This is a genomic window from Ruegeria sp. AL7 (assembly GCF_056536105.1).
The window spans coordinates 2,448,592-2,472,522 of sequence record NZ_JBQFJF010000001.1 but is presented as its reverse complement, the minus strand read 5'-3'; the positions used below and the strand labels follow the sequence as shown (position 1 = coordinate 2,472,522).

General features: G+C 59.8%; 14 protein-coding genes. 9 read left to right on the top strand and 5 right to left on the bottom strand.

The annotated features are described in order from the left end of the window. Positions 1-64: 64 nt before the first annotated feature. From ACR3E2_RS12460 to ACR3E2_RS12445, 4 genes are read left to right on the top strand one after another with little or no spacing between them, the layout of a single operon-like run. Positions 65-1,072, top strand: a complete 1,008-nt coding sequence (locus ACR3E2_RS12460) for an AAA family ATPase (protein ID WP_267365919.1) — start codon at positions 65-67, stop codon at positions 1,070-1,072. Further along, entirely contained in the window at positions 1,069-1,944 is an 876-nt protein-coding gene (locus ACR3E2_RS12455) for a DUF58 domain-containing protein (RefSeq protein WP_480482671.1), read from the top strand. The genes ACR3E2_RS12460 and ACR3E2_RS12455 overlap by 4 nt, the downstream gene beginning before the upstream one ends. Beyond that, positions 1,941-4,703 carry a DUF4159 domain-containing protein gene (locus ACR3E2_RS12450; RefSeq protein WP_480482673.1) on the top strand — a complete coding sequence of 921 codons (2,763 nt, stop codon included), beginning with the start codon at positions 1,941-1,943 and terminating at the stop codon, positions 4,701-4,703. The genes ACR3E2_RS12455 and ACR3E2_RS12450 overlap by 4 nt, the downstream gene beginning before the upstream one ends. Next, positions 4,700-6,742, top strand: a complete 2,043-nt coding sequence (locus ACR3E2_RS12445; protein ID WP_480482675.1) for a hypothetical protein — start codon at positions 4,700-4,702, stop codon at positions 6,740-6,742. The genes ACR3E2_RS12450 and ACR3E2_RS12445 overlap by 4 nt, the downstream gene beginning before the upstream one ends. 20 nt (positions 6,743-6,762) lie before the next feature. Here the strand turns inward: ACR3E2_RS12445 and pbpC are convergent, their stop codons facing one another. Beyond that, on the bottom strand, positions 6,763-8,820 hold the full coding sequence (gene pbpC, locus ACR3E2_RS12440) for a penicillin-binding protein 1C (RefSeq protein WP_480482677.1): 2,058 nt from the start codon (positions 8,818-8,820) through the stop codon (positions 6,763-6,765). Positions 8,821-8,856: 36 nt separating this feature from the next. Beyond that, positions 8,857-14,283: an alpha-2-macroglobulin family protein gene (locus tag ACR3E2_RS12435; protein ID WP_480482679.1), complete on the bottom strand. Its 5,427-nt coding sequence runs from the start codon at positions 14,281-14,283 to the stop codon at positions 8,857-8,859. A 115-nt stretch (positions 14,284-14,398) separates the two neighbouring features. Here ACR3E2_RS12435 and ACR3E2_RS12430 point away from each other — a divergent pair, with 115 nt between their 5' ends. Next, positions 14,399-16,657, top strand: coding sequence for a response regulator (locus ACR3E2_RS12430; protein WP_480482681.1), 2,259 nt, complete (start codon positions 14,399-14,401; stop codon positions 16,655-16,657). 47 nt (positions 16,658-16,704) lie between these two features. Here ACR3E2_RS12430 and yaaA read toward each other — a convergent pair whose 3' ends face one another. The 3 genes from yaaA to ACR3E2_RS12415 all read right to left on the bottom strand — a co-directional run bounded on the left by yaaA (position 16,705) and on the right by ACR3E2_RS12415 (position 19,913). After that, on the bottom strand, positions 16,705-17,475 hold the full coding sequence (gene yaaA, locus ACR3E2_RS12425) for a peroxide stress protein YaaA (RefSeq protein ID WP_480482683.1): 771 nt from the start codon (positions 17,473-17,475) through the stop codon (positions 16,705-16,707). A gap of 32 nt (positions 17,476-17,507) precedes the next feature. Next, positions 17,508-19,547, bottom strand: coding sequence for a DNA helicase RecQ (gene recQ, locus ACR3E2_RS12420; RefSeq protein ID WP_480482685.1), 2,040 nt, complete (start codon positions 19,545-19,547; stop codon positions 17,508-17,510). Positions 19,548-19,625: 78 nt separating this feature from the next. Next, complete coding sequence (locus tag ACR3E2_RS12415) at positions 19,626-19,913, bottom strand: YggT family protein (protein WP_170382138.1); 288 nt, start codon at positions 19,911-19,913, stop codon at positions 19,626-19,628. A gap of 129 nt (positions 19,914-20,042) precedes the next feature. Between ACR3E2_RS12415 and ACR3E2_RS12410 the strand changes: the two genes are divergently transcribed. The 4 genes from ACR3E2_RS12410 to ACR3E2_RS12395 all read left to right on the top strand — a co-directional run bounded on the left by ACR3E2_RS12410 (position 20,043) and on the right by ACR3E2_RS12395 (position 23,863). Continuing rightward, positions 20,043-21,410, top strand: a complete 1,368-nt coding sequence (locus tag ACR3E2_RS12410; protein ID WP_209598483.1) for an MFS transporter — start codon at positions 20,043-20,045, stop codon at positions 21,408-21,410. Next, entirely contained in the window at positions 21,407-22,270 is an 864-nt protein-coding gene (gene mepA, locus ACR3E2_RS12405; protein ID WP_480482687.1) for a penicillin-insensitive murein endopeptidase, read from the top strand. Before ACR3E2_RS12410 ends, mepA begins: the two co-directional genes overlap by 4 nt. Beyond that, a complete protein-coding gene (locus tag ACR3E2_RS12400) occupies positions 22,243-23,127 on the top strand; it encodes an esterase-like activity of phytase family protein (RefSeq protein WP_480482689.1) in 885 nt (294 codons plus the stop codon). The genes mepA and ACR3E2_RS12400 overlap by 28 nt, the downstream gene beginning before the upstream one ends. A gap of 91 nt (positions 23,128-23,218) precedes the next feature. Further along, positions 23,219-23,863, top strand: coding sequence for a queuosine precursor transporter (locus ACR3E2_RS12395; protein WP_480482691.1), 645 nt, complete (start codon positions 23,219-23,221; stop codon positions 23,861-23,863). Positions 23,864-23,931 lie beyond the last annotated feature (68 nt).

Sequence of the window (23,931 nt, the reverse complement as noted above, 5' to 3'; positions counted from 1 at the left end):
TGCTTTTGCCATTTCCTCTCAGCGCGATACACTTCAATCATATTCGTCCACGGAAGGGAAAGTCATGAACGAACCTGCCGACCTCGTAGCCGAGATCGAAGCGCTGGAAAACAAGCTGCAAGAGGCCAAGGCCTCGATCACCCGCCGCTTCATCGGGCAGGAAAGGGTCGTTGACCTGACCCTGGCTGCGCTTTTGTGCGGTGGTCACGCCCTTCTGATCGGTCTGCCGGGCTTGGGCAAGACGCGTCTGGTTGAAACCCTGTCAACGGTGATGGGGCTGCATGGCAATCGCATTCAGTTTACGCCCGACCTGATGCCAGCCGATATTCTTGGATCTGAGGTGTTGGATACGGCCGATGATGGCAGCCGTCATTTCCGTTTCATTCCCGGCCCGATCTTCTGTCAGCTGCTGATGGCGGATGAAATCAACCGCGCAAGCCCGCGAACGCAATCCGCGCTGCTGCAGGCGATGCAGGAACGTACGGTAACAGTAGCCGGTGAGGACCGTTCCCTTGGTGTGCCATTCCACGTTCTGGCCACGCAAAACCCGATCGAACAGGAAGGCACCTATCCCCTGCCCGAAGCGCAGCTGGACCGGTTTCTTGTGCAGATCGATGTAGAATACCCCGACCGCCAGACCGAGCGGGATATTCTGCTGGCCACGACCGGTGTTGACGAAGACGAAGCACATCAGATTTTCAGCAAGGAAGAGTTGCTGGCTGCGCAGGTCCTGCTGCGTCGGATGCCCGTCGGGGACTCGGTTGTCGAGCTGATCCTTGATCTGGTGCGGGCCTTCCGCCCTGAAGAAGCGGGTGTATCCGAACGGGTTGCCGAAACCGTCGCGTGGGGTCCCGGGCCACGCGCTGCGCAGGCGCTGATGATGACGGTTCGGGCACGTGCGATGTTGCAGGGGCGTCTGGCACCCAATGCCGAGGATGTGCTGGACATGGCGCGCCCGGTGCTTAGCCACCGGATGGCTCTCAACTTTGCGGCACGGGCACGCGGCGACAGTTTGGCCGACCTGATCGACTCGACTGCTGTCGGGTTGATTCGGACCGAGGCGGCAGCGTGAATGCCGCGCTGACCCTTCGCGAAAGATCCGAGGCTGAGGCATCGCGGCTGCCGCCCCTTTTGGCGCGGGCCGAGCATCTGGCGGGTACCGTTCTGCTGGGTGACCATGGACGGCGGCGCTCTGGCATGGGGGATGATTTCTGGCAATACCGCCCAGCGCAGATCGGCGACAGTCGCCGGATGATCGACCACCGCCGCTCGGCGCGTGGAGATCAGCAATATGTGCGGGAACGCGAATGGCAGATCGCGCAATCGGTAATGCTTTGGGTCGATCAGGGGGCGTCGATGCGGTTTGCGTCCGACAAATCGTTGCCGACCAAAGCGGACCGCGCCCGGCTGTTGGGGCTGGCGACATCCATCCTTTTGGTGCGCGGCGGTGAACGTGTGGGCCTGACAGGCACCACCTTGCCGCCCCGACGCGGCAATGCACAGATCATCCGGCTGGCGCAAGCCTGGTCTGAAGATGATCAATCGGATTACGCTCCGCCTGAACATCGCGCCATGATCCCGCATGCCCGTGCCGTGTTCATTTCGGATTTTCTTGGTCCAATGGACGAAGTTGAACTGGCCCTGACCAAAGCCGCAGACCGTGGTGTTCGCGGCGTCATCCTTCAGGTGCTGGACCCGGGCGAAGAGACATTTCCTTATCGTGGGCGTACGATTTTCGAAAGCGTCGGGGGGTCCGTCCGGCACGAAACGCTCAAGGCGGCAGAGCTGCGGGACCGCTATCTGCAACGCCTCGCCCACCGTAAGGATACGCTGACGCAACTTTGCCGGGCGACTGGCTGGCAAATGGGCCTGCATCACACGGGCGATAGCGCGCAAGCGGCTCTGTTGTGGATATATCGTGCGCTGGACGGGGGAACGCGATGACGGTTCTGGCGGGCATCGGCTTTACCGCTCCATGGGTGCTGCTGGGTCTTCTGACCCTGCCGATCCTGTGGCTGATCCTGCGCGCGGTGCCGCCGGCGCCGATCCGTCGGATGTTCCCGGCGGTGACGTTGCTCTTGGGCCTGAAGGATGACGAAAGCGTTTCGGACCGCACGCCGTGGTGGCTGTTGCTGCTGCGGATGCTGGCAGCTGCGGCGGTGATCATAGGTCTGGCCGGTCCGGTTCTGAACCCGTCGCGGGATGAGATCGGGTCCGGGCCGCTGCTGATGGTGTTGGACGCCAGTTGGGCAGGCGCGACCCGATGGTCGGCCACGCTGGATCAGATCGATGCGCAACTGACCGAGGCCGGTCGCGCAGGGCGCACGGTGGCTATCCTGCGCCTGACCGAACCGGAAACACCTGTTTTTCAGGCGGCCGAGGCATGGCGGGGACATTTGCCGGGATTGATGCCCAACCCATGGCAGCCGACCGAACCTCAGATCGCACAGGCCATTGCGGCACTAAATTCAATTGATGGGGGGTTTGACACCCATTGGTTCAGTGACCGGCTGGATTATGTGGATCATGCGGCGCTGGTCTCCAGCTTGCAGGCTCGTGGCGATGTGGTGGTTTATCAGGCGGCGTCCCGGCCCATGGCGATCCTGCCTGCCGCTTATCAGGACGGGTTGATCCAATTGACAGTGCAGCGCGCAGGCCCCGGACCCGAGGAACGTGTGACAGTATTGGCACAAGGGCGCGACCCGGCCGGAACGGCGCGTGTGCTACATTCAGTGGAACTGACCCTGGAAGCCGGGAACGCTTCGGCGCAGGTCGATCTGGCGCTGCCATCCGAACTCCGCGCGCGGATCACGCGGTTCGAAATCCAGGGCCAAAGGTCTGCCGGGGCCGTGACCCTGACCGATGACAGCCTGCGTCGTCGCGAGGTCGCGCTGATTGCCGGGAGTTTGAACCGCGAAGGTCTGGAGCTGCTGTCACCCCTGCATTATCTGACTCAGGTCCTGAGCCCCACGGCGGATTTCGTCGATGGTGGCCTACCCGAAGTTCTGCCCGCCAATCCGGATGTCATTGTTCTGTCAGATGTGGCCCAGATGTCGGAACCGGAAAAGGCGGACCTGATTGAATGGGTCGAACAGGGCGGTTTGTTGCTGCGCTTTGCCGGCCCGCGCATGGCGGCCAGCGATCTTGGGCGTGACACCGAAGACACCCTGCTGCCTGCACGGCTGCGCAGCGGTGGGCGATCTGTCGGCGGCGCGATGAGCTGGGGTGAGGCCAAGACCTTGGCACCATTCCCCGAAACCTCGCCCTTCTATGGACTGGACATCCCTGATGACGTGGTCGTTTCCACTCAGGTCATGGCACAACCAGACCCTAACTTGGCGGATCGCGTAATTGCCTCACTGTCTGACGGCACGCCTTTGGTGACTCGTAAGGCGTTGGGGTTGGGGCAGGTGGTGTTGTTCCATGTGACCGCCGATGCAGAATGGTCGAGCCTGCCACTGTCGGGCCTGTTCGTTGAAATGCTGGATCGGCTGGCCGTGGCTTCGGCTGCAAAGTCCCGGCAAGAGGCTCAGTTACTGGGAACAACATGGGAGCCGGTACAAATCATGGACGGATTTGGCACCTTGTCAGATGCCGGAACCCTGGCAGGTGTCGACGGGGTTGAACTGATATCGGGCCAGATCGGGCCGGAACTGCGTCCGGGTCTTTATGAAAGTGGCAAGCAGAAGCTGGCGTTGAACGTCGTTTCGGAAGAAACTCAGCTGCGCCCTGTTGTCTGGCCCGCGAATGTGCCGATCAAAGGGCAGGAGGTCAGTACGGAAACGCCACTGGGCGGTCTGTTGCTCAGCCTTGCACTGATTTTGCTGACAGTCGATGTTATTGCATCGCTTGCTTTGTCGGGCAGGTTGGGTTTGGCCCGAACAACGGCCTTGGCGTTGACCGGTGTCCTGTTGGTACCCGAAGGTCACGCGCAAACGCCTGAGGACACCGAGTTTGCATTGGCTGCGACCCACGAACTGGTATTGGCGCATGTCCTGACTGGCGATGCGCAGGTAGATGATATTGCGCAAGCCGGGTTGCGCGGGCTTGGCCAAACCCTGCTCTATCGCACATCGGTTGAACCCGCAGACCCCATCGGTGTTGATCTGGAACGGGATGAGCTGGCGTTCTTTCCGTTGCTTTATTGGCCGATCTCAGCGAACCAGTCGCAACCTTCAGCCGAGGCCTATGTCAAGCTGAACGCCTATCTGCGGTCCGGAGGGATGATCCTGTTTGACACACGTGATGCGGATATCGCCAGTTTCGGTGCCTCCAGCCCAAATGGCCGCAAACTGCAACAACTGGCCGGACCGCTGAATATCCCTGCATTAGAGCCGATTCCGCGTGATCATGTTCTGACACGCACGTTCTACCTGTTACAGGATTTTCCGGGCCGATATTCAGGCACCGAGGTTTGGGTTGAAGCCGCGCCGCTGGATGCAGAACAGATCGACGGGATGCCTTTCCGCAATCTGAACGACAATGTGACGCCGGTGGTCATCGGCGGCAATGACTGGGCCGGTGCCTGGGCGGTGGATCGCAACGGGCAGGCCCTGTTGCCCGTCGGGCGCGGTTATGCCGGGGAACGGCAACGCGAGTTGGCCAATCGTTTTGGTGTCAATCTGGTGATGCATGTGCTGACGGGGAACTACAAATCCGATCAGGTTCACGTGCCCGCCCTTCTGGACAGGTTGGGACAATGACAGGAACCGTCATCTTCGATCCGCTGATCCCGTGGGCGATGCTGCTTGTCGTGGGTATGATTGCCGTGGCCGGAGTCGTTCTGGCTTTGTGGCGTGGATTGTCGGGATGGGCCTTGCGTGGGTTGGCGGCGCTGGTGATCATCGCTGCGCTGTCCGGCCCGGTCTATCAGATCGAGGATCGTGCACCTCTGACAGATATCGTTCTGATGTTCGAGGATGAAAGCGCCAGCCAGGCGCTTTCAGACCGGGTGGAACAAACGGCTATGGCCGCAGAGGATTTGGCCACCGAGATCGAGGCACGCGACAATACAGAACTGCGCCGCATCCGGGTCGGCGATGGTGAAGGCGATGAGGGCACGCAGATCATGGCAGCCCTGAACGAGGCCCTGGCCGAAGAGCCGCGTGCGCGTATTGCCGGTATCCTCGTGGTGTCCGACGGGATAGTGCATGATGTCGATCAGGCCCCGGATCTGCCCGCACCGATGCACCTGCTGCAAACCGGGCGGGAAAGCGACTGGGATCGCAGGCTTATTGTCCGAAACGCCCCTGCTTTCGCCATCATTGGTGAATCGGTGACCTTGACCCTGCGCGTCGAAGACAGCGGAGCTGCCCCCGCAGGTGCAACATCTGCACCGTTGGAAATTTCGGTGGATGGGGGCGAGCCCGAACAGTTCAGCATTCCAATCGGTCGCGATGTCGAACTGCCCGTCACATTGCCCCATGGCGGGCGCAACGTGATCCAGTTTTCCGTTCCTCAGGCTGAGGGCGAGTTGACCGACCGCAACAACACGGCCCTGATCCAGATGAACGGCGTAAGGGACCGCCTGCGCGTGCTGCTGGTCTCGGGTGAACCGCATCCGGGTGGTCGCACGTGGCGTAACCTGTTGAAATCCGACAGTTCTGTTGATCTGGTGCATTTCACCATCCTGCGCCCGCCTGAAAAGCAGGATGGTGTGCCGGTGGACGAGCTGTCGCTGATTGCCTTCCCGACGCGTGAGTTGTTTCTGGAAAAGATCAACGATTTCGACCTGATCATCTTTGACCGCTACAAGCGGCGCGGGATTCTGCCTGCGATCTATCTGGACAATGTCACAAGCTACATCAACGAAGGCGGCGCGGTCCTGGTTGCCGCCGGACCTGATTTCGCCGGTGCCGACAGCATCTTCCGCTCGCCCCTGGCGCCAGTTCTGCCAGCTCAGCCAACCGCGCGGGTGATCGAGGAACGATATGTGCCGATGGTCAGTGATCTGGGGCATCGTCACCCGGTCACGACCAACCTTGGAGAATCCGAGGATTGGGGGGCGTGGTTGCGACAGATCGACGTGAAACATCGCTCGGGCGACGTGCTGATGACCGGGGTCGAGGATCGTCCGCTGCTTGTCCTGAACCGTGTCGGCGAAGGGCGCGTTGCGATGCTTGCGTCTGACCATGCCTGGCTTTGGAGTCGTGGCTTCGAAGGAGGGGGTCCGCAGCTGGAGCTGTTGCGCAGGCTGGCCCATTGGATGATGAAGGAACCGGAACTGGAAGAAGAGGCGTTGTGGGCCGAGGCCAACGGTCAGTCCATGCGCATCATTCGTCAGACGCTCGGGACAGAAGTCGGCCCGGTAACAGTCACCTTGCCGAATGGCGAGACGTTGGAGATTACTTTGAAAGAGGTTTCTCCGGGTCGGTTTGAAGCGCAGTATTACGGCCCCGAGATCGGCCTTTATCGTTTGCAGGAAGGCGACCACATGGCTGTGATCGGCCTTGGCCCTGCTGCACCGAAGGAGTTCGAGCGCACCATCGCGACTGGTGATGTCCTTGAACCGGTGCTGGCCAGGTTGCGGGGCGGTGTGATCCGGTTGGAAGATGGGCTGCCGTCGATCCGCAACGTACGCGCCGGACGCCCCGCCGCCGGTCGGGGTTGGATCGGTCTGACCCCACGCAACGCGTATGAGACGCGGGATGTCACGCAGGCCGGGTTGCTGCCGCCCTGGCTTGTCTTGCTGCTGGCTGGAGGCTTTCTGCTGGGCGGTTGGCTGCGGGAAGGGCGGCGTTAACGCTGGCCCATTGCTGTTCTTTAACGGGAACCGGGCGCGCTCTGGTCGATCCGGAACGAGGCCCGGTCGGATTGGCCCTGTGCATCCACCACCACAAGTGAGGTAAATCCGGGTCCGGGATTGGGAATTTCGAATTCTCGCTGCCGTTGCCCGGTCAAGACAGGCACGCCGTTGGTCAAAACGGAAAACGGCCCGACACCACCGCGTAGTTTCACCGTGAGAGGGCTCCCGAAAGTCTCTAACACAGCGTTTTCTGGTGGAAACAACAGATCAGGTGCGGTTTGGTCCGTTTCGAAAGCCGCCGCGCGGGGCCGGAAACGTTGCAACGGTTGCGGCAATTGCGCCGCGCCAACCAACAGTGTTGATGGTGGCGGTGGGCGCAGGGGCGTGAGTTCGGGTTTCAGCAGGCCGAAAGCCTCGGTCAGAAGCGGCGCGGCAACGTCCCCTCCGAATGCGCCGGGAACAGGTGTGCCATCCGCGCGTCCCAGCCAGACCCCGATGACATGCTGCCCGTCAAAACCAATGGCCCAGGCATCGCGGTGCCCATAAGAGGTTCCCGTTTTGAAGGCCAGCGCCCCTGAAGTGCTGCCCGTGGGTGGTGTGATCCCGGATAGGATATCCGCAATCTGCCATGCTGAGGTTTCGGACAAAACACGAGAGGTGAGCCGTGCATCAGCCAGGGCGTCATGGCGCAGAATCGGGCCTTGCCCACCAGCGGCCAGCGTCACGTAGATCTGCACAAGATCATGCAAGCTCAGACCGACGCCACCCAAGGATATTGCCAATCCGGGTGTACCACTGCTCAGGCGCGGTTCTGATCCTGCTGTCCGCAGTGCTGCCATCACGCGCGCAGGGCCCAGCTCGTGCGTCAGGCGCACGACAGGGATATTCAGCGACAATTGCAGCGCGTCCCGAACCCTTACATCGCCCCGGAAAACGCCATCGAAGTTTCGCGGGGCGTAACGCCCGAACATCACCGGGCTATCGCGGATCAGGGTTTCCGGATGGGCCAGCCCCTGATCGAATGCCAGCCCGTAAACCAGAGGTTTCAGCGTCGATCCGGGCGACCGCACGGCTTGGGTCATATCCACGAACCCTTGTCGTGCATCCTGATACCCGGCTGACCCGACCGAGGCCAAAATCTTACCGTCGCGATGATCTGCCACGATCAGCGCAGCGGACACGTGCGGCCCGACGCGCGCGGCGGCCCGAGCGACCACAGTTTCCAACCGGGCTTGCACCCCTGCATCCAGGGTCAGATCAAATACACCGGTTGCACGGGTTTGGCCTTTCACGCGGTCGGTCAGATGGGGTGCAAGGCGCGGAAACGGGATCATTCGACCAGGAATGGTTTCCGTCAGGGCTGCGTGCATTTCAGCCTTGGTCAATACGCCGTAGCGCTCCAACCTGCGCAAAATCCGATCTCGGGCAATTTGGGCTGCCTTGGGTCTGCGATCCGGGCGTCGCGCCTCCGGGGATTGCGGCAAAGCGACCAGCAGGGCCGCCTGTGCGGCGGTCAAACGGGTTGCTTCTTTGCCGAACCAGGCGCGTGCACCGGCACGGATACCTTCCAGATTGCCGCCATAGGGGGCATGGGTCAGGTAGAGGTTCAGGATCTGTGTCTTGCTCAGCTGCCGCTCCAGCGCCAATGCGACCCTAATCTGGCGAAACTTGCCACTCCAGCGTCCGGTCGATCCATCTTCGATCAGCCGCGCGACCTGCATGGTCAGGGTTGACCCGCCTGAAACAGCGCGCCCGCTCCAAAGGCTTTGCCCGGCTGCGCGCAGCAACGCGACAGGGTCCACGCCCGCGTGGGTCCAGAAACGTTTATCTTCGTACCGGATCAGCATAGCGGTGAAATTGGGATCGACCGCACCGGGTTGCAGCCTCCAGATGCCATCTGCAATCGGGAACACGCGCAGAAGGTCACCGTTACGATCCCGCATCTCGACCGAGGTTTCAGTCAGAACGGGCGGCAGCACTGTGGCGTCGACCCAGCGGTCAACACCATCCCGCGCCAACGCCGCCAGATAGAGAGCACCGGCCAACGCAAATAACAGGCGCGGCACCCTAGGCATGAGAGCCGCCCAAACAGGGGTATGAACGACGTCCGGTCACTGCACCTCGACCCGTCCCGTCGCCGTTCGCGCACGGTTCTGGGGGCGGTACATATCCTCGACCGAGGCCGCCGGATGGTGGAACACGCCCGGTGTGACAGCACGGGCGACATAAGCCAGTGTCACGGTCTGGCGCCTTGACAGGTCAACCGCAGCCAGGAACCTGTCCGAGCGGAACTCGGTATGTGTGGCATCAGACAGATCCAACCAGTCCAGCGACCGTACATCGCCCGATCGCAGCAGGTTCGGGTTGTCAATCTCGATTCCGGCGGCAAGGGGATCGTCCACCATCAGACGCGCCCCACCGCTTTCAAACGGCGTGACCGTCAGAACCGTGACAAACCGGTCCCCCACGGCAAAGCGGCCTGCGTCAATCAGATCGCCGTCCATCGAATAATACTGCCGTTCGATTGCATAGCCGGTGCCACCAGCCCCAGGCGGATCTTCGGGGATTCCGGTCACCGTCAGGGTGATATCGGTTGCCTGACCGTCGGTCGCAGTGATGTTGACCTCTTCCGCCTGCCCGGATTGCAGAACCTGAACAAAGGGGCCGGATACTGACACGCCATTGACCGTCAAACCGGAGCCGGACGGATCAGACACCAGCGCGTGCGCCGCCAGCAGGGACCATGTGGCCTCTTGCGTGGACAGGGGAGTGCGGCCCGTGCTTACCCGTTGGATCAATGCGTTGCGGTCAATCGCCTCGCTGCCCGCATCTACCGCCAGGGTCAGCAGGCCCGCCGCATCCCGCAGGCGGGTGCCGTAATCCGCGCGCCAGTGGTTTTCCTGATCGTTCGGCACCTGTTGCAGCATCCGCGCCGCACGGGCGAACATCGCGTCTGCGCGGGTCTGGTCCCCGTACGAGGCCAGCGCAGCGCCCAGTTGCGCTGCAGCCAACGGCGTGTCGAAAGCATCCCCTTTGACATCCGCATAATAACGCAGATCGCCCATCGCCGCCGCGCCTTCCCGCGCCAGAACCATCAGGGCATAAGCGATATCCTGACCACCTTCGTCAAAATCCGGCGCATAATTGACCCGATTGCGCAGGTTATCCATGGCCTGCGCAAAAGCCTGATCCGGTACCGGGTGCCCCTGCGCACGGGCGCGCGACAGGAAATCGGTCACATAGGCGTCCAGCCAGAAATCACCGCTGCCTGCGCGCCACAGGCCAAAGGCACCGTTTGCAGCCTGACGAGTCAGGATGCTTCGGATTGATTCCGTGATGCGTTGATTCACCTCCGGGCCATTGCCCAGCCCCGAGGCCTGCGCAACAGATGACAGGTAAAGCAGCGGCAGCGCCTTGCTTGTGATCTGCTCGGTGCAGCCATAAGGGTAACGGTTCAACTGATCCAGCAGGCCGGGCATATCGAACTTTGCCAGTGCTCCGGCGGACAGGATGGCCTTGGCCGAGCCGGGTTGAAACCCATCAAAAACATCCTGCGAAAACAAAAAGCTGTCGCCCGCACCCAGCGCAAAGCGCCGTGTCCGGGCAATCACGGGATCATTGGCCCGCACCGGCATCCGCAGGGTTTGCGACAGATCGCGCCCGTCTGGCGTGGTGATGGAAACGCTGATCTCTGGATCGCCAATAACATGGGCCGTTACAGGGATGTCGAACACCGCTTTGCCACCATCCTCCAGCAGAAAGCTTGCCGGTACCGGGCCCAGTTCCAGCCCACCAGTGGTGGTCAGGCCAAGCGCCATGTCTCCGGATGTGCCATCCGCATGGACAATCTCAAGCCGCATCCGACTTTGATCGCCGGGGGCCAGAAACCGCGGCAGACTGGCCGTCACCACCACCGGGTCGCGGACGATCATGTCCGCTTCGGCCTGACCGACGGCTTTTTGTGACCACGCGACGGCCATCAGTCGGACCGTACCATTGAAGGCGGGCAGGGGGATGTCGACCTCAACCTTTCCATCCGCACCGACCTGAACCGGGCCGCTGAACACCGCCATCAGATCTTGCGTCGGTGGCGGGGATTGGCGGCGCATCCCGTTGTCATTGTCGCCGCCAGAGCGAACCGTACCCATCGTTCCGTTCATGCCGTCGATCAGCCGCCCGTAAACATCTCGCAGGTCCACGCCCAGACGACGTTGCCCGAAATAGTACGCTTGCGGGCTTGGGCTTTCGAACCCCGTCAGGTTGAGGATGCCCACATCCACAGCAGCAAGGGTCAGCCAGACTGGATCATCGCTTGTAACATTTTCGACCCTAACAAGGGCCTTCTGTGTTTGACGGGGCGAGGTAACCTCGGGCACCTCAATGGCAACCGACAGCGTGCGATCCGCAGGATCAATGGCAGCATAGGCGACGCCCATGGCGCGTGCCGGGTTCTGACCGGCCGCAACATCCATCGGTCGGATCACCGTGGCAGTGACATAGGCACCTGCACCCCAATCTTCTGTCACCTCTATCGGGATAACACTCTCGCCCTCCTTTACGGCAACCATCTGGCGATGGATCAGTCGGTTCGACAGCACTTCGACTTGGGCGATACCTGCCATGCGCGGAACGATGCGCAGCTGTGCGGTTTCCCCGGCGCGATAGCTGTCGCGATCCAGCGACATCTCAAGCCGGTCAGGCGTGGTCGAAGCATCTGCGGCCTGATACCAGCCTGCGTGGAAATCGACAGCGGTTTCCGTAAAGGTGCCATCAATACGTTGGACCACCAGTTCATAACGGCCCCAGTCCACGGGCTGGGACAACGCCAAAGGATCAGTAGCGACGTCAATCTCTCCGGTGGCAACGCGAGTGCGTCTGGTTGTCGGTTCCCAATTCCAGTTTCCGTAAAGCTGATACCATTGATACCGCGTTTCGATCTTGTTCAGCGTCCAGCGCAGGCGCATCGGGCTGGGGCTCAGGTCGGGTGCAAGGCCAATGATCTGAAACGCTGCCTCGGTACCTTCGGGGAGTACGTCCTCGAACAGGGGTTTGACACCGATCACAGGTTGCGGCGGCAGGACAGGAACGCTCAGGCGACGTTCAACAGGGCGGCCTGAGCCGTCAGCCAGTCGCGCAATAACCTCGGCTTCAATTGGTTTCCCTTCCGTCTCTAACAAAGGGATTTCAACGGCAATAGATGCTTTGCCGTTTGCATCTGTGCGCATGTCACCAAAATAGGTGCTTTTGATCGATGTCTCGGCGTCATAGCGGCCAAAGCGATACCCGTCGTAGCCCGGCACTGTGTCCGCCGGGCGTGCGATAACCTGACCGTCGATGCTCAGGTCGGACCCCGGCGCACCAAACAAATAGCGCGCGTCGATCGAAAGCGGAGGGCTGTCGCCGGGACGCAGGGGCGCGTCCGGCAGGGTCAGCTCAAAATCTATACGTTCCGGCAGGAAGTCTTCTACCAGCACTGTTTGTCGCGCCAGCGCATCGCCTTTGGGATCAGACTTGATCTCGATCCGCCAAGCGCCGCGTGGTGCATCTGCCGCAACAGGCAGGGCAAAGATATGCCCCCCGGCGACGCCGCCATCCGAGACGGTTCGGCGGTATTCCACGCCGTCAGGGCGATACAGGATTGCAATCAGGGGCAGGCCCTCGATAGCCTGCGTCTCACCATCGCGCGAAAGGGCGGTGAGGTGTATCACCTCTCCGGCTCGATAAGCGCCGCGATCCGTGGCTAGAAAAACATCAACCGGCCCCGCAGGTGCACGCCCTTCAACACCACGATCTGACAGGTCAAAGGCAGGATCGGTCAAGGATAGAAAGCTGAAGTCACTGTCCCCGGTCGATGCCATCACCAGCGCGGGCGCACTGGCCCCCTTGCCCCGTGTCAGGCCGGGATCGAACCGGACATAACCCGATTCATCCGTCCGCGCTTGGGCGATGACCGCATTTGCGCTTGTGACCAGTGAAACCTCGACACCTTCACGGGGTGCCGCGTCGCTCAACCCGCGCACCGTGACGTGCAATCCATCGGTGCCAAGCACGCTGCTGATCCCAAGATCGGACAGAACAAACCATTGCGTCGCGCCCGGGTCGTCATAGGGATCAGCCCCCGGAACACGGGCGGTCAGCGCATAAATGCCAGCGGGCTGATCCGCGATCGCCTCGGCCATGGGCAGGCGCGCCGCCATGGTCTGGTTCAGTTCGTTGGCCACTTCGGCGGTACCGGTCCAGATATCCTCGGCAATTTCATCGGAAAATTCTGCTTCCTGCCATTCACTAAGCGGACGACCGAAGAAATCCTGCTGAACCGCGCGCAACAGGTTCCGGTCGCTGACCCTCCGCAGGATCAGGTTCAGCTCGGTGACGTTGACCGTTTCAACGGGCAACGCAGCATCAACGGATTTGGGCAGAACGTAGCTGCGCCCGGGAAACCGGACCAAAGGCGCCCGGTCGCGCACGTAATGGGTAAGCTCAACATTGCGGTTTAGCGCCTCGCCCGAGGCGGAGGGCAAGCCTTCGCGTAGCGTCAGGCGATAGCGCTGACCATGGGCGACACCGTCAACGCACAGCTGCCTGCCCTCAGCCTGTACCACCAACCCGTCATCGTTGCGCTGGACAAACGGATCATAGTCGACCCCCGCCTTGACCAACGGTTCCGAAAACTCAACACAGATCCGCGGCGCGGCGGCGTCGCTTTCGACAGAACTGTCGACCACGCGAAACCCGTATTTCCCGATGGCATCATTCAGTGCGGCCAGTACATCCTCGCGCGGTTGGATTTGCTCGGCCAGCCGCAGCACCGGGATCATATCGCGCCCACGCTCGACTTCCTCCAGGGCGCGGGCCAATGTCATCAGGGCGGCAACCTGCGTGCCGGGAGTATCGGCGCGCAGATAGCCATTGGTTGCGGCATTCAGCGCACGGTTGCGCAGATCGCGCCTTTCACTCCAGTCCGAAGAGTTTGTCTGCAACAACAGGCGCGCGTATTCCACCCACAGATCAGGCGCATCGCTGAGCGATACGGCCACACCAGTCCAATTCATCGCCTGCCGCGGGCTGCTCGCGCTGCGCGCCGCGTCCAGAACAGCCTGCAGGTCGTTACCCTGTGCCATATGCAAAAAGCCCAGATCGCGCGCCTGATCTGCGGCCTGCTTCAGGTCAGCAGTACCAAGTACATTCAACGCATTTGCACGCGTTTTTGCCAAAGTTTGGGTCTGATCTAGAGTAAGCACCTTCTGCGCAGACACAGCCCCCTGATAGGCCTCTTGCCGGTTTACACCGCTTTTTGGAAAACAGGCATTGGATCGGGTGTTGTAGGTGAACGCGGTGCAAAGTGTATTGGCGGAACAAGCCTGAATGCAGGACTTCAGATCGGTATCGAAAAGGGCGTCCAGATCCGAGCCATAAAAATCTGCGTCCCGTGTCGTGATGTAGCGGAAATCAGGCACTGCATCCTGCGCCTGGGTGGCGCCGGGCTGGACCAATAGTGAAAAGACGTAAGTTATTGAAATAAAAACAAAGCGGCGCATGGTGCCCTCCTCTTTGGGCACAGCGTTGCATGGTGTGCGCCTGTTGTGCAACGGCTTAAACAGTTTTTCATCTTCCGCCGGGATGCTGGGCGCAGAGCGTTCTGGAATCAATCAAATGAGTCTTGCACATAAATTGGCACAGGAACGGCGCGCGCGTTTGGCAGCTGAACGGATGCTGGCCCTGAAACAGGCCGAGCTTTCGGCAGCCAATCGCAAACTGGGTCAACATGCCATGGCGTTGACCAAACGAATTGGCGAAACGCAGGCTGAGGTTGAAACCGTTCGGGATGAAAACGAAAAGGTCAAATCCGATCTCTGCGTGGCCAACGCCAAGATCGAGGTTGCCGAACGCCGTTTGTGGCACTCGATTCAGACAATTCAGGACGGATTTGCCTTTTTTGACGGTGACAACCGGCTGATCGGCGCAAACACCGCGTATCTGAGCGTTTTTGAAGGCCTGGACGAGGTCGCGCCGGGGATATCATACCCGCGTATTCTGCATTTGCTGACGTCAGAAGGTATTGTCGATATCGGGGATGAATCTGCGGAAGACTGGCAGGACAGAATGCTGGCCCGCTGGAGCCGCGCCAACCCGCCACCAATCGTCATGCAGCTTTGGAACGGTCACTATATCCGCCTGATCGACCAGCGCGGCAGCGGTGGCGATATGGTGAGCCTTGCTCTCAACATCACGGCGTCGGTCCGGCACGAAATCGAGCTTAAGGCGGCGCGCGAGAGGGCCGAAGCAGCAAACCGGGCCAAGTCGGCCTTTCTGGCCAATATGAGCCATGAAATCCGCACCCCGATGAACGGCATCGTTGGCATGTCCGAATTGCTGGACGAGACACCGTTGGACGAAGAGCAGCGGCTATACGTCAACACGATCCGCAATTCGGGTGAGGCGTTGCTGGTCATCATCAACGACGTTCTGGACTATTCCAAGATTGAGGCGGACAAGCTGACTCTGCACCCCGAACAGTTCGATCTTGAACGTTGCATTCTTGAAGTTGCGATGCTGCTACAGCCCAGCGTGCGCGATAAGGGGCTGACATTGCTGGTGGATTACGACTTGTTCTTGCCAACCCTTTTTGTGGGCGATCCTGGTCGGATACGGCAGGTTCTGACCAATCTGGTCGGCAACGCCGTCAAGTTCACCTCCGAAGGCTACGTGCTGGTCCGGGTGACAGGGGTGCCCAACCCGGATGCGCAGATGTGCGACATCCATATCGCGATTGAAGACACCGGAATTGGCATCGACGCCGAGAAAATCGACCACATATTTGGCGAGTTCAATCAGGTCGAAGACGAGCGCAACCGCCAGTTTGAAGGCACCGGGCTTGGCCTTGCCATCACCAAGCGGCTGATCACCTTGATGGGCGGCACGGTCTGGGTTGAAAGCGAACCGGAACAGGGATCCTGTTTCGGTTTTCGCGTGACACTGCCCACGGTAGAAGGTCCGCAACCCGAGCCTCCGAACCTGGCGGAATGTTTGAAACATGTCCTGCTGGTCGAAGACCTTGCCGTGAACCGGGCCATTCTTGCCAAGCAGCTTGGGCGACTGGGGGCTGAGGTGACGGTTTGCACGTCGGGGACCGAGGCGCTGTCACAGATGAATGATCAGATTGATCTGGTTCTTTGTGACCACGACCTGCCGGATATGGATGGGCTGGACCTTGCGGTCTCGCTCAGGGATCGGGGGTGGGGTGATATTCCGGTGGTTGTGATGTCGGCAAACCCAGGCTTGATTCACGCGCATCCTGCCCGTGACCTGATCGACGGTGTCTTGCAGAAACCCATCCCGCGGTCCGAGTTGTATAGCAGGCTGATGGCGCTTGACAGCCCATCGTTGGAAAGGTGCCCTTTGGACGTGGGCAAAACAGTCTCTAAAAAGCGAGATTCTGAATCTGCGCACCCCCGACGTATGAGGGTTCTTGCCGCCGAGGACAACCGTACCAACCAATTGATCCTGAAGAAGATGGTTAAGGATCTGAATATCGATCTTCGCTTTGCCTCCAATGGGATTGAAGCGGTTGAGATCTATCAGGCGTTCGAGCCAGATCTGATCTTCATGGATATTTCAATGCCGAAGATGGACGGCAAACAGGCAACAGCGGAAATTCGCGGGCTTGAGGTTGCAACCGGTCGTCACGTTCCCATCGTTGCCCTGACGGCTCATGCCATGGCGGGGGATGATCAGGGTATTCTGTCAGCCGGCTTGGACCACTACCTGACCAAACCGCTACACAAGAACCGAATTCACCAGATGATCCTGCAACACCAACCCGATTGCGTCTGCTCGGTCGCAGACACCATGCCCGGTGTCAAAATCCGGCGTGAGCGGGGCGAAAACCCAAATCCGACCTCGTCGGGCTGACACTTCAGGCGTTTGCCATCGGGATGCAAGTTCAAGTGATCTGGGTTTCAGGCCGCATAAGGTCTGACGAAAACGGGCTTATCCGCTTCCGACAGATCAGGGCGGTATTCATAGCCGCCACTGTCGAAATCCAGCAGTCCCTTAGGGTCGGTCAAGCGGTGTTGGATGACATACCGCGCCATGGCACCGCGCGCCTTTTTGGCAAAAAAGCTCACAATCTTTGGGGTGCCGCCCTTATCTTCCATGAAGACCGGTGTGATGACGCGCAGGTTCAGGGCATTCAAATCCACCGCACCAAAATACTCCTGACTGGCACAATTCACCAGAATGTTGCTGTTAATCTCGGCACCTTGTGCATTCAGTGCCTTACTCAGCTGATCGCGCCAGTATTCGTAAAGGTTCTTCCCTCTTCGGGTTTTAAGCTTGCTGCCCATCTCAAGCCGGTAGGGCTGTATCGCGTCGAGTGGCCGCAACACACCATAAAGGCCGGAAAGGATGCGCAAGTGGTCTTGCGCCCATAACAGCTCGTCTTCGTCCAGCGAAGCAGCTTCAAGCCCTTGATATGTGTCGCCAGCAAAAGCAAGCGCAGCCGGGCGTGTGACCTTGGCGTCGGGTGCATCCGAAAAAGCGCGATACCGGTCGCGGTTCAGGCGTGCCAGATCGTCGCTCAGATCCATCAGTTTCTTCAGATCACTCAGCGTCAGGTTGCGAGCGGTTTTGGACAGCCGGATCGCATCCTCCTGAAAATCGGGCTGCGTTACCCCGACATTCCGCTCTGCCCAGTCCAGCCGTTTGGCCGGGGAAATCACGATCAGCATATCCGCCCTCTTTCTTGCCTGTTCGGGGGTATCTAGCCCGCCTCACGCAGCACGTCCAGAAAAGCGGCGCCAAACCTTTCGTGACGTCGATCACCCAGCACCTGCGCAATCCCACGGGGATCGTCTGGGCGGAGTTGCGCAACTTTTGCCAATTGTGAGGCCGAGCAGGTCAGGGGCTTGTCGATCCCGGCTGGACCGCGCGACAGCAAGGACTGAACTTCCATCAAACGGTCGTAAATCTCACCCTGATTGCGGCCAGCCAGTTTTCGGCGCGCCGGATGAACGCTTTTTGCTTCGCCCGCGATTACTTCAAGGAACGTATCGCCATAGCGTTCCAGCTTTTTGGCGCCTACACCGCCGATCCGGGCCATATCGTCCAGCGTTACAGGGCGCTTTTCGGCCATCTCGATAAGCGTGCGGTCGGGAAAGATGACATAGGCCGGAACACGTGCAGCTTCGGACAGGGCACGGCGTTTGGCCTTGAGCGCTGACAGCAGCGGGGCGTCTTCTTCGGACACCATAGCCTTGACCGCAGGCCGACGTACCGCATTGCGCAGCGTATCCTTGCGCAGGTTTATCTTTGCCTCGCCTTTCAAAATTGGTTTGGCCGCCTCGGTCATGCGCAATGCGCCGTGACGTTCAGGGTCTGGGCGCACCAGATCGTGGCCCATCATCTGGCGGAAAATGGCCTGCCATTGCGGGCGCGTCCAATCTTTGCCGATGCCAAATGTGGACAAATCCTCATGGCGGCGGGCGCGGATTTTGTCGGTCTCGTTTCCCAGAAGGATGTCGATCAAGTGGCCTGTCCCGAACCATTCCTCGGTCCGAAGGATCGCGGACAGGGCCATGCGTACCGGAGTTGTGCCGTCGAAAACTTCGGGCGGGTTGTCGCACAGATCGCATTTGCCGCAGCGTGCTGTGGCCTCGCCAAAGTAACCCAACAATGTCTGGCGGCGGCATTCCAATGCCTCGGCCAGACCCAGCAAGGCGTTCAGGCGCGCATGATCGGCCATGCGCCGCTCGGGCGGCGCTAGACCCTCGTCAATCTGTGATCGCCGCAGGCGAATGTCATCGGGGCCAAACAGGGTCAGCGTTTCGGCCGGGCCGCCATCGCGTCCGGCGCGCCCGATTTCCTGATAATAGGCTTCGATCGATTTGGGCAGGTCCGCATGGGCGACCCAACGGATATCGGGTTTGTCGATGCCCATGCCAAAAGCCACGGTTGCGACCACGATCAACCCGTCCTCGCGCGCGAAACGGGTTTCGACAATGCGGCGATCTTCGGGGTCCATCCCGCCGTGATAGTGGCAAGCCGAGTGCCCCTCGGCGCGCAGGGCCTGAGCAATCACCTCGGTTTTATTTCTGGTGCCGCAGTAAACGATACCGGACTGGCCTTTGCGCGCATCTGCGAAATCAAGGATCTGCTTGCGCGGTCCGTCCTTTGCGGCGAAAGCCAGATGAATGTTAGGCCGGTCAAATCCGCGCAGAAATTTGCGTGGCTCAATGCCATCGAACAGTTTTTCGACAATCTCATCCTGCGTTTCGGCGTCCGCCGTGGCGGTAAACGCGGCCAGCGGAACCTTCAGGGCGCGCCGCAACTCTCCGATCCGCAGGTAATCAGGGCGAAAGTCATGCCCCCATTGACTGACACAATGGGCTTCGTCCACGGCGATCAGGCTGACGTTGATCCGACGGAGCATCCCATGCGCCGACCCGGCAGCCAGACGTTCGGGTGCCATGTAAAGCAGCTTTAGCCGCCCGTCTTCCAGCGCGTCCCAGACGGCCTCGGTTTCCTCGGGCGTGTTGCCGGATGTCAGCGCACCGGCCTCGACCCCGGCCTCTTGCAGCCCCCGCACCTGATCACGCATCAGGGCAATGAGCGGAGATATAACGACCGTCACGCCATCGCGGAGCAGTGCAGGGAGTTGAAAGCAAAGAGACTTCCCGCCACCTGTGGGCATGATCGCCAGCACGTTTTCACCTGCCGTTACGGCGTCGACAATCTCTTCCTGCCCGGGGCGGAAGGCGTCGAATCCAAAGACATCTCGCAGCAAGGGTGCGGCGTCGAACATATGCGGGGGTGCCCTGTTTTAAGGTTTATCTGCTCTTAAGCCAGGACAATCACATACTAAGATTCAGTGAACAAGTGGTCAGTAGAAATAGGGCGCGTTGTTGATAAGGATGATCCGCAAGGCATAGACGCCGATCAGCACCACCAGCGGGGTCAAATCCAACCCACCCATATTGGGTAGAACGCGGCGGATCGGCCCGTAAATAGGCTCTAATATCCGATTTAATCCGTACCAGATTTGTGCAACCAGTTGTTGGTGGAGGTTGAGCACCTGAAAGTTGATCAGCCAGCTCATGATCACATGGGCCAGAATGATGAACCAGACAATGTCCAGGATCAGCAGCAGGATTTGGATCAGCGACAGCATGGGATCTCCGTTTTCTTGTTGGACGAGACCTAAGCACCCTTTCAGCAAAGAGCAAGTAGGCTGAACTCTGCGCTTGCGAATTGCCCCAAAGCCCCGTCTTATGACCGCAACAAGAAAACAGGGGCAGAAATGGCAGAAATATCCAAGCGCAGGCGTATCTGGGGCTGGTGGTTCTTCGATTGGGCCAGTCAGCCCTATCACACTCTTTTGGTCACGTTCGTGTTCGGCCCTTACTTCGCGGGCGTCGCTGCGGAATATTATCTGGCATCCGGCCTGGACGCGGGGTCTGCGGATGCACAGGCGCAGGTGGTCTGGGCCAACTGCATGACCATAGTTGGTTTGATTATTGCCTTCGGTGCACCGCTGATGGGGGCGATGGCCGATGTGTCTGGTCGGCGCATCCCCTGGATATTCGCCTTTTCCGTGATGTACGCAGTAGGTTCCGGCGCGCTTTGGTACACGATGCCCGATGGCTCGAACATGTGGTTGATGCTGTCTGCCTTCGGTCTGGGTTTCATCGGCGCGGAATACGCCCTGATCTTCATCAATTCCCAACTGCCCGATCTGGGTGACGACAGCGAAGTGGGCGAAATCTCCGGCTCGGGCTTTGCTTTTGGCTATTTCGGCGGCCTGATCTCGCTGGCGATCATGCTTGCGCTGTTTGTGGAGCAGGCCAACGGCAAAACGCTGATCGGGATGGACCCCTTGTTTGGGCTGGATGCGTCGCAACAGCAGGGTACGCGCTTTGTTGGGCCGTTTACCGCCGGATGGTTCATTCTGTTCATGGTGCCCTACTTCCTTTGGGTCCATGACGACGAAACGACAAACAAAAAGGGCAGCGTTGCCGAGGCGCTGCGGCTGTTGGCAAAATCAGTGTCTAACCTGCGCCATCGCACCAGTTTGGCCAGTTACCTGGGCTCATCCATGTTCTATCGGGATGCGCTGAATGGGCTTTACAGTTTTGGCGGCGTCTATGCCCGGCTAGTGTTGGAATGGGACCTGATCAAGATCGGTGTTTTCGGCATCGTCAGCGTTCTGGCTGCAGCGGCATTTTCCTGGGTGGGCGGCAAGCTGGACAAGAAATATGGTCCCAAGCCCGTGATTATCGTTGCGATCTGGGTGTTGATCCTTGTCTGCATCACCATCGTTTCAATGGACCGGTCCCAGATATTCGGTATCGCCATGTCCGAAGGGTCGGGCTTGCCGGATATGGTTTTCTTTGGTTGCGGTATCCTGATCGGAGGCATGGGCGGCATCCTGCAATCCTGTAGCCGGTCGATGATGGTCCGGCATACGGACCCGGCAACCCCCGTCGAAAGCTTTGGCCTTTATGGTCTGTCGGGTCGTGCCACCGCCTTTGCTGCGCCACTTCTGATCGGGATCGCCACCACGGTGACAGGAAGTGCTCGTCTGGGGGTGTCACCCATCGTTCTGTTGTTTATTCTGGGTCTATTCCTGATGCGCTGGGTGAGACCGGAAGGGGATCAGAGCAGATGATTTTAAAACGTTTTTTGGTAATTTTGGCGGCGCTTGCTATTGCTGGCACTGCGACGGCAGAACCGCTGGCAAAGCAGTTGTTCGGGGCGCAGAAACAAGGTTCACAGCAAAAACCGGCCGCTTTCGGCAGTTATTCGCGCGGATGTGCTGCGGGGGCAGTTCAACTGCCTGAAACGGGGCCTACTTGGCAGGCGATGCGCCTGTCGCGTAATCGCAACTGGGGGCATCCGCAGACGATTGACTACGTGCAGGACCTCAGCAGGTTTGCAGCCAGTCAACCGGGATGGAACGGTCTCTATATAGGGGATATCAGCCAGCCACGCGGCGGGCCGATGACCTCGGGCCATCGCAGCCATCAGCTGGGGCTGGACATCGATATCTGGATGCTGCCGGGCGAAAACATGCGCCTGAGCCGCAAGTCACGCGAAAACATCTCGTCCATCTCTCTTCGTCGTTCCAATGGCGCCTACGTCAACAGCAACTGGACCAAGCAGCATCATGCGCTGTTGCGCGAAGCGGCAAAAGACAAGCGTGTCGCCCGGATCTTCGTGTTTCCTGGGGCCAAGGTTCAGATGTGCGACGATGAAAAGGGGAACCGCGACTATCTACGTAAGATAAGGCCCTGGTGGGGACATCACTATCATTTCCACGTGCGACTGAACTGTCCCAGAGGGTCAAAGGGCTGTGTGAATCAAGACCCACCCCCCAAGGGCGATGGCTGCGCTGAGGCCCGTCAATGGGTGCACAACATCCTGAACCCGCCGCCACCCGATCCGAATGCGCCGCCGCCGAAGAAACGCCGGGAATACGTTCTGTCCGACTTGCCGCAACAATGCTCCGCCGTTTTGCAATCCAACTAAGTGTAGCGCTGTTTCTTGCCCCGGTGGCCGCCGCGCTGGATGTGAAATCCGCAGCCCACCTGAATAGTTTCGTTTGGCGGCATCCAGCAAGCTGGTTTGGCGGGTTTTCAGCGCTTCACATCTCGGACGACGGAGGCCAAATGATTGCGCTTAGCGACCGGGCGCGGATCGTGACCGCGCGAATTGAGCGGCGCGAAGGCCAGATCGCGGATATTCACGTTCTTGGTCAATGGCCGGTGCTGTCCAGCAATGGGCATATCATGAAAGGCGGCGTCGGCGATTCCGAAGGCATCGCGGTGACGCCGGATGGCGGGATATTCATCTCGTTCGAAGGGGTGCATCGTGTCGCCTATTACCCTACACCGGGCTCAAGCGCGCGTGTGTTACCTCGCCCGAATGCGTTTCGGGACCTTGCCGACAATGGTTCTTTCGAAGCTCTGGCCATTGATGGGCGCGGCTGGCTTTACACTTTGCCGGAAAAGAACCGCACCGCTAAAGGGGACATTCCGGTTTACCGTTGGAATGGCGGCACATGGTCGACCCCGTTTGTTCTGCCACAGCGCAGCGGCTTTAAACCCGTTGCCGCGGATTTCGGTCCCGATGGACGGTTCTACGTTTTGGAACGCAAGGTATCCTTGGTCGGTTTTCGATCGCGACTGCGGCGATGGGACGTGGTAGACGAGAAACCAGGCACCGAGGAAACCCTGTTCGAAACCGGAACGGGCGCGCATGACAACCTCGAAGGATTGTCGGTCTGGCGCGACGGGCAGGGCCGGTTGCGCGCCACGATGATTTCAGATGACAACTTTCTGGCGTTGCAGCGTACCGAACTTGTGGAATACCTGCTGCCCGATTGACAGGGCGCAGGCAAAGGTCTAAAGGCACGGCTTGCCTTGGGACGGTCCCTTGGCCAAGTCGCCGCTACCTTGTCAAAACGGGCATCAAAACATGCAACGTAACTTCATTCCCGGCATTATTGCCATGGCCACTATTGTTGTGGCCTCGAACATTCTGGTCCAGTTCCTGATCCTTGACGGGCTGCTGACATGGGGTGCTTTCACCTATCCGCTGGCCTTTCTGGTTACAGACATCATGAACCGCGTCTATGGCGTGGGTCCGGCCCGTAAGGTCGTGTTTGCCGGCTTTGTCACCGGTGTTATCTGCTCGCTGATCGGCAGCCAGATCATGTTGCAGGGTGACGGGTTCACCTATGCTGCTGTACCGCTGCGCATCGCCGTTGCATCGGGAACCGCCTTCCTGATCGCGCAACTAACGGATGTCACCGTGTTCAATTCCCTGCGCGGTGGTCGCTGGTGGCGTGCACCGCTGGTGTCGACGCTGGTGGGGTCGGCACTGGATACCGCGATCTTCTTCACCCTCGCCTTTTCGGCTTCGGTCACCTTCTTCGGCGCCAATGCTGACGCCGCAATCAACTGGGCGTGGGAACCTGTTCCGTTCATGCTGTCCGGCCCGATGGCACCGCTTTGGGTGACGCTGGCTTTTGCGGACTGGATGGTGAAGCTTTCGCTGGCGCTGATCGCCCTGATCCCGTTCAAGGTGATCGTTGCGCGGCTGACTGTGCAGCCTGTGTAAAAAAACGCTTTGAGAATGGCACAACTTGTGGCACGCTTCTTTTCAACCGCAACAGATAGAAAAGGAGG